This window comes from Polyangium spumosum (assembly GCF_009649845.1).
GTDB classification, from domain to species: Bacteria; Myxococcota_A; Polyangia; order Polyangiales; family Polyangiaceae; genus Polyangium; species Polyangium spumosum.
Genome location: NZ_WJIE01000003.1, coordinates 73150 through 85709, shown reverse-complemented (window position 1 = coordinate 85709; position 12560 = coordinate 73150). Strand labels below are relative to the sequence as shown.

Annotated in this window: 9 protein-coding genes; 6 read left to right on the top strand and 3 right to left on the bottom strand. The window is 67.4% G+C overall.

What is annotated here, in order from left to right; genetic code table 11:
- The first annotated feature begins 10 nt into the window (after window positions 1-10).
- Genes GF068_RS10430 through GF068_RS10415 form a run of 4 tightly spaced genes read left to right on the top strand, consistent with a single transcriptional unit; the run spans window position 11 to window position 4796 of the window.
- Entirely contained in the window at window positions 11-862 is an 852-nt protein-coding gene (locus GF068_RS10430) for an alpha/beta hydrolase (RefSeq protein WP_153819227.1), read from the top strand.
- Window positions 863-912: 50 nt separating this feature from the next.
- Window positions 913-1380, top strand: coding sequence for a cytochrome c nitrite reductase small subunit (nrfH, locus tag GF068_RS10425; protein ID WP_153819226.1), 468 nt, complete (start codon window positions 913-915; stop codon window positions 1378-1380).
- A gap of 36 nt (window positions 1381-1416) precedes the next feature.
- Window positions 1417-3000 (top strand): ammonia-forming cytochrome c nitrite reductase subunit c552, encoded by a 1584-nt coding sequence (locus GF068_RS10420; protein ID WP_153819225.1) that lies wholly within the window; start codon window positions 1417-1419, stop codon window positions 2998-3000.
- Window positions 3001-3053: 53 nt separating this feature from the next.
- Window positions 3054-4796, top strand: coding sequence for an ATP-binding protein (locus tag GF068_RS10415; RefSeq protein WP_153819224.1), 1743 nt, complete (start codon window positions 3054-3056; stop codon window positions 4794-4796).
- A gap of 11 nt (window positions 4797-4807) precedes the next feature.
- On the opposite strand, the gene GF068_RS10410 is transcribed toward GF068_RS10415, so the two are convergent.
- Complete coding sequence (locus GF068_RS10410) at window positions 4808-6253, bottom strand: S53 family peptidase (protein ID WP_153819223.1); 1446 nt, start codon at window positions 6251-6253, stop codon at window positions 4808-4810.
- A gap of 366 nt (window positions 6254-6619) precedes the next feature.
- Between GF068_RS10410 and GF068_RS10405 the strand changes: the two genes are divergently transcribed.
- Entirely contained in the window at window positions 6620-8809 is a 2190-nt protein-coding gene (locus GF068_RS10405; RefSeq protein WP_153819222.1) for a TOMM precursor leader peptide-binding protein, read from the top strand.
- Between the two features lie 22 nt (window positions 8810-8831).
- Window positions 8832-9995 carry an amidohydrolase family protein gene (locus GF068_RS10400; RefSeq protein ID WP_153819221.1) on the top strand — a complete coding sequence of 388 codons (1164 nt, stop codon included), beginning with the start codon at window positions 8832-8834 and terminating at the stop codon, window positions 9993-9995.
- Here GF068_RS10400 and GF068_RS10395 read toward each other — a convergent pair.
- Both GF068_RS10395 and GF068_RS10390 read right to left on the bottom strand, forming a co-directional pair.
- Complete coding sequence (locus GF068_RS10395; protein WP_170319405.1) at window positions 9954-11978, bottom strand: RiPP maturation radical SAM C-methyltransferase; 2025 nt, start codon at window positions 11976-11978, stop codon at window positions 9954-9956. The two genes, GF068_RS10400 and GF068_RS10395, sit on opposite strands and share 42 nt — an antisense overlap.
- A gap of 76 nt (window positions 11979-12054) precedes the next feature.
- Window positions 12055-12456 (bottom strand): hypothetical protein, encoded by a 402-nt coding sequence (locus GF068_RS10390; protein WP_153819219.1) that lies wholly within the window; start codon window positions 12454-12456, stop codon window positions 12055-12057.
- Window positions 12457-12560 lie beyond the last annotated feature (104 nt).

The following is a 12560-nucleotide window of genomic DNA, read 5'->3' as shown; positions in this document are numbered from 1 at the left end:
GACGATCGTGATGACGTTCGTCCTGGTCCTCGCCGCGTCTCCCGCGTGGGCGAAGGGAAAAAAGAAGCCGCCGCCGCCGCCGCTCCAGGGCAAGACGATCGATTACGCGTGGGACGGCAAGGACATTGGCCACCCGGAGCGCGCCTGGCTCGGTCGGGCATTCGTGCACCAGACGGCCCTCGCGGACGCCTCGGCGAAGCGGCCGCTCCTGGTCTTCATCCACGGCCTGAACAAGGAGCGCATCAAGTACCGGTGGATGGGCGGGGGGAACGAGGGCGACGTGCGGCGCATCGTCGCCGCGCTCGTCGAGGCAGGGAAGATCCCGCCGGTGATCGTGGCCGCGCCGAGCTCGATCGTGCCCTCGGCCGTGACGAACGCCGTGACGAGCTGGCCCGCCTTCGACCTCGATAGGTTCGTCGAGGAGACCCGCAAGGCGCTCGACGGCACGACCGGCATCGATTCGAGCCGCATCCTCGTCGCGGCGCACTCGGGCGGCGGCTGCAACACGCGCGGCGGGATCGGCACGGCGATCGGCGGGAAAACGAAGGTCTTCGCGGCGCTCTCGATCGACACGTGTATGCTGCCCGATATGGCGAAGCTGCTCGCGAGCGGCCGGCCCGATATGCACGTGATCGTCTCGTGGCAGACGCTCTCGTGGGCGAAGCGGCCGTTCGGCGGGTTCCGCTCGGTCTTCACGAAGGGCGTCGCCGCGAACCCCGCCGCGGCCGGCTTTTTGCGGGAGCTCGAGCACGTACGACCTCGCGAGCCCATGCCGCACGACGCCATGGTGGGGTTGACCCTCGATCGGTGGCTTCCGACGTTGCTCGCTCAGGGTGGAAGTACTTCATGGCCGAAGCCGTAGGCCGAACGAGCGGCCATCCGGGCCGACGGGGTCGAGCCGCCGGTGGAGACATGAGAGCCGGACCGGGACGATGGGCGTGGGTGGTCGCGGCGCTCGTGGGCGGCGTCGCGGGCCTCGGGTTCTTCGCGTTCGATTACGGCGAGGGGCTCAGCTACTTCTCCCCCGATCCGCGGGCCTGCGCGAATTGCCACGTCATGCACGAGCATTACGCGTCGTGGCAGAAGGGCGGCCACCATCAGGCCGCGGCGTGCGTCGATTGCCACCTGCCGCACGACTTCGTCGGGAAATACCTCGCGAAAGCGGAGAATGGATTCTGGCATTCGAAGGGGTTCGTCTTCATGGACTTCCACGAGCCCATACGAATCAAGGAGAGCAACAGCGAGATCCTCCAGGCGTCGTGCCTGCGGTGCCACGGCGAATTCGTGCACGAGCTCGTCTCCGGCAGCCGCAGCGTGAACGAGGACGCGGTCCTCTGCGTGCATTGCCACCGAGGCGTCGGCCACGGCGCCCGTTATTGAAGAAAATCGACCGGACCCCACGTGACCATGGCTGACATGGATGACAAAGAGCGTTCGACCCCGCCGCCGTCGGCCCGCCGCCGAGCCGTCAAATACCTCATCGCCATCGCGGCGCTCTCGGGGGTGACCATCTTCGCCCTGGCCGCCCTCGTCGTCACGATGTACGAGCGCAAGGACGAGGCGAAGACCCCGTACGTCCGTCTGGTCGAGGTCGGCGAAACCACGACGGATCCGGTGCAGTGGGGGAAGAACTGGCCGCGCCAGTTCGACTCGTACCAGCGCACGGTCGACGCCACGCATACGCAATACGGCGGATCGGAGGGGAGCATCCCGGAGTCGCGCCTGGAGGCGGATCCGTGGCTGAAGCGGATGTTCGCCGGATATGCCTTCGCCCTGGATTTCCGCGAGCGTCGGGGCCACGCCTACATGCTCTACGACCAGGAGCAAACGAAGCGTATCACCGAGAGGCCCCAGCCGGGCGCCTGCCTGCATTGCCACGCGTCGGTCGTGCCCACCTGGCGGCGGGTCGGCCTCGAAGCCGTCGGCAAGGCGCTGCCCGACGCGCAGGGCTTCGATTGGCCCGCGGTGATGCGGGGATTCGAGAAGATGAGCACGATCCCCTATCAGGAGGCCCACGCGGAGCTGCTCCGCACGCCCGATGGGACACCCGCCGGGGCTCCGCTCGCCGAGCAGGCCGGGGAGGCGCATCCCGTCTCCTGCGTGGACTGCCACGACCCGGAGACGATGGCCCTGCGGGTGACGCGCCCGGGGTTCGTCCGCGGCATTCAATCACTCGCGCAGAGCGACGCGCCCACGCCGCACCTGCCGAGCATCGAGCGCTGGCGCAAGGGCGACCGGAAATCCCCCTACGATCCGAACGTGGACGCCACGCGCCAGGAGATGCGCTCGTTCGCCTGCGCCCAGTGCCACGTGGAGTATTATTGCGGGCCGAAGACCACGCTGTTTTTCCCGTGGTCGAAGGGGCTGCGCGCCGAGGACATCGAGGCGCACTACGACGAGACGCGTTTTCCCGACGGCAAGCCGTTCATGGATTTCGTTCACGCCGAGACCGGCGCGCCCATTTACAAGGCGCAACACCCGGAGTTCGAGACGTGGAGCCAGGGCGTTCACGCCCGCAGCGGCGTTTCGTGCGCCGATTGCCACATGCCCTACAAGCGCGAGGGCGCGACGAAGGTCTCCGACCACTGGGTGCGCAGCCCGCTGCTCAATGTCTCCCGCGCTTGCCAGACCTGCCATCCCCACCCCGAGGACGAGCTGCTCGCCCGCGTGAAGACGACGCAGGACCGGACGCACGCGTTGATGGGGCGCGCCGGCAAGGCGCTCACGGACATGCTGGACGCCATCAAGGCCGCCAAGGCCGCCGGAGCCACGGACGAAGCGCTGAAGCCCGTGCTCGACCTCCAGCGCAAGGCGCAATGGCGGCTGGATTTCGTGAACGCGGAGAACTCGATGGGCTTCCACGCGGATCAGGAGACGGCGCGCCTGCTCGGCGAGTCGATCGATGATTGCCGAAAGGCCCACGTCCAGGCGCTCGGCATCGTCGCGCAGGGAAATGCCCCGCCTCCTGCGGCGCCGCCGCCCGCGGCGCCCGCGCCCTGAACCACGCGGAGTGGTATCGTGCGGGCGCACCCCGTGGCACGTGGAGGGCCGAGATGCCGACGTTGGTCTACAACCCTGGTGAGCCGGACGAGCGCTCCTTCCCCATCGGGGAGGCCTCCGTGACGATCGGTCGCGCGGAGGACCAGGGCATCTACATCCCACACAAGAGCCTGTCGCGGAGCCACGCGCGCATCGAGCCTTCGGAGGGGCGGTTCTTCGTCGTCGATCTGGAGAGCAAGAACGGCACGCTCGTCAACGGCATGCGCGTCAAGCGCAAGGAGATCAAGCACGGCGACACGGTCACGCTCGGCGATCTCGATTTGCTGTTCCGGGTCGAGGACACGCAAGATGCGGACAGGTTCGTCGGGACGCACCACACGTTGCCCCAGGCGACGCGCGCGCTCTTGCGCAGCCCCATCGCGCGGCTCGTCGGCGAGCCTGGCACGGCAGGGAGCCAGGATCCCGGGGCGCGAGCGCACGGGCGGCTGCGGATCCTGATGGAGGTCGCCAAGCTGCTCCCGGTCTCGGACGACATCGATTCGCTCCTCCGAAGGACGCTCGACCTCGTCTTCCAGATCCTCGACGTCGATCGGGGCGTGATCCTCTTGATCGACGAGCAGACGCGCGCGCTCGTGCCGCGCGTGATGAAGACCGCGCAGCCCGCGCAGGGTGATCTGCCGATTTACAGCGAGAACATCGTCGAGTACGTCCTGCGCAAGAGCGTCGCGGCGCTCTTCGCCGACGCCGTCAGCGACGCGCGCCTCGGCTCGGCCCGGTCCGTCGTCGTGCAGTCGATCCGCGCGTCGATGTGCGTGCCGCTGAAGCCGAGGGACGACGTCATCGGCGTGCTCTACGTCGACAACCTCCGCGCGACGCACCTCTTCTCCGAGGACGATCTCGATTTTCTCGTCGCCTTCGCGAGCCAGGTGGCCGTCGCCATCGAGAACGCGCGGCTGTACCGGCGCGTCGAGCAGGAGACGGTCGCGCGGATGCAGCTCATCATGGAGGCGAAGCTCGCGTCGCTCGGCGCGATGGTGTCGGGCATCGCGCACGAGCTCAGAAACCCGCTGCATTTCATGATGAACTTCGCCGAGATCTCCACGGGCCTGGCCGCCGATCTCGCGGAGGCGCTGCGCGCGCATGGCCATCGGTTCCCGGACGACGCGCGTACGGAGCTGGACGAGCTCCTGGGCGATCTGGTCGAAAACACGCGCCGGATCAGCGAACACGGGCGGCGGGCGAGCACGATCATCCAGAACATGACGCAGCACGCGCGCCGGACGGCAGGCGCGCGCGAGGCCGCCGACCTGAACACCGTGGTGACGGAGAGCGTGCACCTCGCCCGCAAAGGGCCCCACGGGGCCGGGCTCGAGCTGAAGGTGGTGGCGGAATACGATCCGGCAATCGGGCCCGTGGAAATGGTGACCCACGACATGGGCCGGGTCTTCCTCAACGTGGTCGAGAATGCGCTCGACGCGATGCGGGAGAAGCAGCGCGAACGGGGCCCGGGCTACGTGCCCGAGCTGCGCGTCTCCACGGCAGGGCGCGGAGACCAGGTCGAGGTGCACATCCGCGACAATGGTACGGGCATCCCGAAGCGGCTCGAGGAGCGGATCTTCGAGCCATTCTTCACGACGAAGCCGTCGGGGCAGGGGACGGGGCTCGGGCTCTCGCTGAGCCACGAGATCGTCGTGCTGGGACATCAAGGCTCGATGCGGGTGGAGACGGTGCCGGGGGAGTTCGCGGAGTTCGTGATCACCATCCCGAGGGGCGCGGGGGGAATGTCGAGGCGGTGAGGGGTGGGCGGCTATTCGTACAGCACTTCGAGCGCCTGCAGGATGTTTTCCCCGATGGGAGAGCCGAGGCCCGTGCACGGGTTCCACACCTCCCCCGGGCGCGCGTCGTAGCCGCCGTTGCTGCCCTGCTCGGTGGTGCGGAACAGATTCTTTTTTTCGCGTTGTAGCTCGTAGAGGAAGGGGTTGATGAACCCCAGCCTGCGGCCCAGCATCTGGTTGAGCCGGACGATGAGCCCGGCCAGCATCGGCGAGGCGGCGCTCGTGGCTCCGCCGGAGCCCCATTGACCATTAAAGTGGATGTGATAGCCGTGGAGCAGATCGGCGCTCGCCGCGATGTCCGGGATTCCGCGCCCGCGGTGGCGCTCGAGCGGCTGCACCACCGTGCCCCGAGCGGTCATCGTCACGGCTTCGGGCACGTCCAGGCCTTCCTGATAGGCGGGGAGCGAATTCAGAAGACTGACGCCCCCGCCACTCGCGCCGCCGAGACCGCTGTAGACGACATGGCCCCTCTCGTCTTCGATGCTCCAGCGCTGTGCTAGCTGGTTCCAGACCACCTCTTCGCGGATCCGACCGCCCTCGGCGATGAGCTTGGTGCCGCCACAGGCGAGCACGAGGGGGCTCGCGGCCGGATAACAGGTGACCGGACCCATCACCAGGAGCGGCAGCCCCTGCTTCTCGGATGCGTGGACCGGATTCATCGAGCCGAAATCGCCAGAGGGTGCGCAGATGGTGATTCCCAGGAGCGCGGCCTTGACCAGCAGCTCGTTCAGAGCTGCCTCCTCGGCTTCGCTGATACTGGCGTCCGCGCCCTCCGGCGCACACCAGGCCACGGACAGCACCGACGGCTGATTCTGCGTATCGAAGATGGCCGTCGCCATCACACGATAAAGATCCTGAATGGCGAAGTCCTGCGAGTGTCGATTGTAAAGGACAATCTTTGCGCCTGGACAGATCGTCCCCGCGAGTTCGACGTCCATGGTGATGTGCACGTCGAACGTGTAGTTGGGCTCCTTCGGTCCCTCCCCGGCAGGAACATGCGTGATGACAGGCATCGGGGCGAATGTTTCGAAGTAGTGCGCGATATCCTGCGTGCTGTACGTGCCAGCCATCTCGATGAGCCCCAGGCATTGCCCTTCGCCGGGGAGGCAATGCGCAGGCGCTGGATACGCGTAGAGCTCTGCGACCTGCCGTGCGGAGTGGTTCGACGACGCGGGAGCTCCGGCGCCGGCTTGCGCCCGGCGTTGATATGCGGGGGCGTGCATCGCTGGGAGAACGCGCGCGGTCCGGAGAACGTGGACCACGCCCTCGAGGTGCTCGACGCCCTCGAATGAGCGCGTCGGCCCTTCCAGCGTCAGAGCGGCCATGAGCTTCACCGCGCCCGTGAGCTTCTCGCCCTCGAGCCTGCTACCAGGATCGACAACGCGCAGCCCCCTTTGCATCACGAATCTTTCGACCACCTCGAGAGCGCTCGGGTCCGCGCCATGACGTTCCTCGAATCGAGCGTAGTCGAGGTGCCCTGGTGGGGGGAAAGCGGTGGGGTCCCTGCTCGCCGGTCTCGATGGAGGGTATTGGCAGATCTGCTGGACCGACGGGAGCTCACTCCGGGGGCGGAGCACCAATGTGTAGCGGGCCACATCGTCTCGCGGGGTCTCGCTGCTCGTGAGGTCCGCGCGGGTGCCGGTCACTTCCTCGGGCAAGTTCGTCCTCCTTCCGATTGCTCGCGTCATGGTACCGAATCTCTTGCCGGGTGGAAGTCCGTACTGCGTCGCTCTGCCTCTGGAAAGCGCCCCCGATCGCGTGTACCGTGGGCCGAACATTCGCCGATGAACCGTGTCCTGCGCTTCAAGCACCACCTCCGCGTCGAGCCGCTGGACGGCGAGCGCGTCTTCCTCGTCGCCGAGCAGGAAAGGTTCATGCTGCAGGGGCGCGTATACGCGTTGATCGCGCCGCTCCTCGACGGGCGACATTCGGAGCGGGAGGTGGTCGCAGCGCTCCGCGGGCAGGCCTCGCTGCCCGAGATCTACTACGCGCTTCTGACGCTGGAGCAGCGAGGCTACATCGCCGAGGAGATGGCTGCGCTCCCGGGGGAGGTCATGGGTTTCTGGCAATCCCTCGGCGCGGAGATTCGGCAGGTGACGGAGCGGCTCGCGGCGGCGCCCGTCTCCGTCCGCGCGCTGGGGGGCGCGGATGTCGGTCCGCTCGTCGAGGCCTTGAAGGGCGCAGGCGTCGCGGTGGAGGAGGATGCAGGGATCTGGGTCGTTCTCACCGGCGATTACCTCGATCCGGAGCTCTCCGCGTGGAACCGCGAGGCGTGGCGCCGCGGTATCACGTGGATGCCCGTCAAGCCGTCCGGCAATGCGCCGTGGTTCGGGCCCGTCTTCCGGCCGGGAGGGGCCTGCTGGGAGTGCCTCGCGCAGCGTCTCCGCGTGAATCGGCCGGTGGAGAGTTTTCTCGAGGGGCGTCGCGGCAATGGCGCGGCGATCCATGCTCCGCGGGTGGGGCTCGCGACGAGCGCGCGTGCGGCCATGGAGCTCGCGGCCGTGGCGCTGGCTCGGTGGATCGGGGAGGGGGGCGGTCCGGTCGGCGACAAACTGCTGGTCCTCGACCTCGCGCGGTTCGTGATCGCAGAGCACGCCGTGACGAAGCGGCCGCAATGCGCGGGGTGTGGTGATCCCGAATTCCTGCAGAAGCGCGCTCTCTCGCCGGTGGTATTGGAGAGCCGCCCGCGGCGATTCACCGAGGATGGTGGGTATCGCGCCGTCTCGCCGGAGGAGACGTGCGCGCGCCTGGAGCATCTCATCAGCCCGATCACCGGCGTGCTCAGCAGCCTCGGGCCGGTGCCCGGGCATGAGTATCCGCGGGGGACGGCCTATCGCGCCTCGTTCCGGCTGAAGCCCGTGGAGGACGGGCCATCGTTCGATGATTTCCACCGGGCGAGCGCGGGCAAGGGTCGAACGCCCGCGCAGGCTCGGGCCAGCGCGCTGTGCGAGGGCCTCGAGCGATACAGCGCCATTTTTCAGGGCGACGAGCCGCGGATCCGCGCGAGCCTCGCCGAGCTCGGAGACCAGGCCATTCACCCGCGCGACCTGGACCATTTCAGCGCGGCGCAATACGCGGCGCGTGCCGTCACGAATCCATCGGTCCGCGACAGGCGGCTCGTCGTCCCGCCGCCCTTGGATGACCGGACGCCCATCGACTGGACCCCGGTCTGGTCGCTCACCCACGAACGGCGCCGGTACGTTCCGACGTCCTATTGCTACATCAACGTGCCTCTGCCGCCGCAGGAGCAGTTCTGCCAGTTCAACTCCAATGGTAACGCCGCGGGGAACTGCCTGGAGGAGGCGATCCTGCAGGGGTTTCTGGAGCTCGTGGAGCGCGACGCCGTCGCCGTGTGGTGGTACAATCGGCTCCGCCGGCCGGGGGTCGATCTGAAGAGCTTCGAGGACCCCGTTCTCCTCGGATTCGAGGAGCATTATCGAGACAACGGTTTTCCCCTCTGGGTCCTGGACCTCACACACGACCTGGGAATCTTCGCATTCGTCGCGCTCGCCAGGTCCGCGGACGGGCGCTTTTGTGTTGGATTCGGCAGTCATTTCGACGCACGTATTGGTATTTCGAGGGCGCTCACGGAGCTCAATCAGACGTTCGACCCGTCGCCGGGCGCGCCCATGCTCTGGGACGCGGCATCGGTGCGCGATCCAGGCTACCTGCTCCCCGATGATGCCGCGCCGCTGCGCCGTCGCTGCGACTATGCCGTGCAGAGCGGCGACGACCTCTGCGCCGATATCCGCCTGTGCGTGGACCGGGCCGCGCGCGCAGGGCTGGAGACGCTGGTGCTCGACCAGACCCGGCCCGACATCGGGCTCTCCGTGGTCAAGGTGATCATCCCGGGAATGCGCCATTACTGGCCGCGCCTGGGGGCCGGGCGATTGTATGACGTGCCGGTCCGCATGGGCTGGCTGAATCGTTCGCTCACGGAGAATGAGATCAACCCGGTGCACCTCCTGGGGTGACCGCGCCGGAGGCAGGACAGCCATGCGTGATGGTTTCAGGATCCTGGACGCGGATCGCCACGTGATCGAGCCGATCGATCTGTGGAGGAAATACCTCCCGCCCGAGCTCGCGGCCTCTGCTCCATACATGGTAGACATTCCCACGACCGAGTCGCTGCCCGCGCGGATCCATCGGCTGGGCGAGAAAGGCCTCCTGCCGCCGTTGCCGGTGCCCATGCTCGCCGGGGAGCCGGTATGGCACAAGCTCACGGAGCGAGCGCGCGTCGAGCTCGCCTGGACCAGTTATCGGCGAGCCGGGCAGATGGTCGCGGGGGCGAGCCCGGAGGCGCAGCTCGAGGCCATGGACCGAACGGGTATCGACGCGGCGCTCCTGTATCCCACGTTTGCGATGTACCTGGTGGGCATCGACGGCCTGGATCCACGGCTCGCCGCGGAGCTCGCCGGCGCTTACAATGCCTGGCTTCATGATTTCTGCGGCCGGGACCACGCGCGCCTCCTGGGGGTGGGGCTCATCAGCCCGCACGACCCCGCCGGGATGGTGGCGCAGCTCGATCGTGTCGCGGCGTACGGGTGGAAGGTGGTGGTGCTCCGGCCAAACCCCATCCAGGGCAGGACGCTCGGGCATCCGGCCTATGAGCCTTTCTGGGCGGAGTGCGAGAGACGCTCGATCGCCGTCGCCATCCACGAGGGGACGCACGCGCGTTCACCCGCCGCGGGCGCGGATCGCTTCGATACGCGCTTCGCCCTGCACGCGTGCTCGCACCCCATGGAGCAGATGATGGCGCTCCTCGCCTTGATCGACGGGGGCGTGCTCGAGCGCCATCCGGGGCTACGCGTGTCGTTCCTCGAGTCCGGCTGCGGCTGGCTCCCCTATTGGTTGTGGCGCCTGGACGAGATCGAATACAAGAGCCTGGCGTACGAGGTCGCGGAGCACGTGCGCCGGCCGCCCTCCGAATACTTTCGCCGGCAGGGGCTCGTGGCCTTCGAACCCGAGGAGCCCTATCTGGCGGATGTCCTGCGGCACATCGGCGAAGAGCACCTCGTCTTCGGGACGGATTTCCCTCACCTCGATCACGACGATCGTATCGTCGATCGGGCCCTTGCGCTGCGAGAACGAATTCCGGGAGACGCGCTCCGGAAGATGTTATGGGACAACGCGGCCCGGTTCTGCGGGCTCGATGGGTGAGGGAGGCGCCCCTTTACGGCGCAATGCATCCACGCGGAGGAGGTTGTCCGTCGTGGTCTCGTTCTCCATGGCCACCTGGAGCGCGGCGCCGGGGCCATAGGCTTGTTCGAACTCGGCGATGAGGTCCGGGTGAGCCGTCGCCAGGGGCACGTGCCAGCCGTCGAGCTCCACTGCGTATTTATTGGCCTGGGCCCAGCCCACCTCGTCCGCGAGCGGCCCGAGGTTTTCGCGCGAGCGCCCCACGAGCACGGCCGCGGCTTGCCGGCGCGTGAGCGGCTGCTCCACGACGGCCCCGGGGAGGTCGCGCGTATCGGTGAGGTGATACGCATCGAGCCCCGCGCGGTTCACCGAGAGGAGCGGCAATTGACCCCTCCCGGGAAGCCAGCGCGCATTCCAGGCGCGGACCTCCCGGTCGATGGCGGCGATGAGCTCGGGATGATGGCCCGCGACGCTCGAGAAATCCCCGTCGAAATAATACGCGACGAGCCGCGCGTCGGCGCCTTCGGGCAGGATGTCGCCATAGACCTCCGCCGGCCGGAGGTTCGTGATGCCGTAACGCTCTGGGTATTTCCAGTACGGGCTGAAGCGGAACAGGCAGAGAGGCATGAAAATCTTGGGCGGCTCGAGGTGATGGAGCAGGGGCAGGAGCGTGAGGTAATGCGCGTAGTCCTCCGCGCGATCGCCCGGGAACCCGAAGAGCAGGCCCCAGATCAGGCTCAGGTAGCTCGCGCGCGCATAGCGGAGGAGCGCGACGTTGTGCCGCGCGAGGGTCCCCTTATCCATCCGCCGGAGAAGCGGGCTCGAGAGGGCCTCGATCCCCGGCTGGGCGATGTCCACGCCGGCCTTCCGGAGCAGAACGACCTTCTCCAGCGTGAGGTTCGCCTTCTCCTCGTAGAACATCCGCACGCCCGGCAGCTCCTCGGGCAGCCGCGGCAGGACGCTCTTGAAATAGGAGTGCGGCATGATGTCGTCCACGTTGTGCACGCGCCGGGAGGGGTGCTTGGCGAGGAGCTCCTGGAGCTCGCCGATGACGCGATCGGGCGATTTTTCGCGATAGCGCATCGAGGCCACGCCGCAGAAGGTGCAATGGTGCTTCTGGCCCCACCAGCAGCCCCGGCTGCTCTCGTAGGAGAGCGCGACCATCCCCCGGGAGAGGGCGTCGTCCTCGAAGCAGGCGCGGCGCTGCCGATAATATTCTTCGTAATCAGGCGTCGGCAAGGCGTCGAGGTCCATGCAGACCTCCCCCTCGACGACGCGCCCGTCCGGGCGCGCGCCGGCGAGGAAGGAGGGGAAGGCCTTCTCGCATTCACCGGAGAAGGCAAAATCGATCGCGTCGCTCAACGAGGCGATTCCCTCCGCCATGCCCCCGGTGCAATTGGCCCCGCCGATGATGGTCGTGGTCCCGGGCGCGCGCTCTTTGATCCGCCGCAGGATCGCGATGCTCGACGCCGTTTGCTCGAAGACGGTCGTGCAACCCACGATGGGACAGCCAATCTCCGCGACGGCCCGCGCGAAGCGCGTCGCCCAGTCCTCGACGTGTGTCGCCAGCTCGACGAGTCCTTTGAAATCGATGACGCATCGCTTGCGCCCGAATCCCGCCTCCAGGCATATCGACGAGAGCTTCGCCTCGGCCTGCCGACCGAGGAGGGGCACGCCATGGGCAGCGCGGGCGAAGATGCGCTCTCCGAGCATGTTGCTGAAGACCCGTCCCCCGGACCAGTGGAGGGTCACGGCGTCGCTGAGCGCGTGATAGACGGGCTGCGTGATCTCCCGGGCCAGGAACATGCCGGCATAAATCACCGCGACCTCGAAGCCCTTCGCTCTCGCGCAGCCCTGGAGGAGGTGCACGCCCAGGTGGGGAAAATCGAGCGCCGCGAAGGGAGGGACGATCAAGACGGCGTCCGGGCGCCGCGGGAGGTATTCGAATTCGATGGGCGCGGCATCGAAGCTCGAGAGGCCCGGTGGGTTCGGGGTGGTATCCATCGTCATCCTCCTCTCTGATGATGCGAGCGGCCCATCGCCCGGAGCGCGGGTCGATGGACCACTCATCGGGATCCTGTCAGCAGCAGAAGCAGGGATAGCTGCGGCCGCGCATGTATTCGACGAGCGCGAGCGGGGCGTCCTGTACGTTGTTCGGGCGCCTGGGGAGCCACATGGTCACATGGGCCTCCGGGAGGGGGACCGCATCGGGATCCTCACCCTTCGCCTCGCTGTTCTGGCTCGACGAGCCCTTCACCTCCAAGGTCGCAGATTGGTGCAGATGATAATCGCAATGCTGCGCCAGGAACTCACGAGGGTTATCCTTCAGCGCGCTCTCGTACTTTTCCGGGTCGCTCCACACCAGCGCCACCGCCTTCGTCCAGGCGATCTGCCATTCCTCGAGCGTGCGCAACGCCTCGATCGTCACGGCCTTCGATGGTTGCTGCGAACCATCGCCGGCGCCCTTGTGTCCGTCCGCCATGTCATCACCTCCTGGCGCAGTAGAATGTGTTCGACATCCCTGCGCCCAGCATGGAGATGTAACACAGCCACGTCCCCTTTGGAGCCTGTTCTGGCGTCTCCACG

Excerpts from the sequence above, each read along its gene's own strand:
- GF068_RS10430 (WP_153819227.1), top strand. The coding sequence starts at position 11 with ATGACGTTCGTCCTGGTCCTCGCCGCGTCTCCCGCGTGGGCGAAGGGA.
- nrfH (WP_153819226.1), top strand. The coding sequence starts at position 913 with ATGAGAGCCGGACCGGGACGATGGGCGTGGGTGGTCGCGGCGCTCGTG.
- GF068_RS10420 (WP_153819225.1), top strand. The coding sequence starts at position 1,417 with ATGGATGACAAAGAGCGTTCGACCCCGCCGCCGTCGGCCCGCCGCCGA.
- GF068_RS10415 (WP_153819224.1), top strand. The coding sequence starts at position 3,054 with ATGCCGACGTTGGTCTACAACCCTGGTGAGCCGGACGAGCGCTCCTTC.
- GF068_RS10405 (WP_153819222.1), top strand. The coding sequence starts at position 6,620 with ATGAACCGTGTCCTGCGCTTCAAGCACCACCTCCGCGTCGAGCCGCTG.
- GF068_RS10400 (WP_153819221.1), top strand. The coding sequence starts at position 8,832 with ATGCGTGATGGTTTCAGGATCCTGGACGCGGATCGCCACGTGATCGAG.
- GF068_RS10395 (WP_170319405.1), bottom strand. The coding sequence starts at position 11,978 with ATGGATACCACCCCGAACCCACCGGGCCTCTCGAGCTTCGATGCCGCG.
- GF068_RS10390 (WP_153819219.1), bottom strand. The coding sequence starts at position 12,456 with ATGGCGGACGGACACAAGGGCGCCGGCGATGGTTCGCAGCAACCATCG.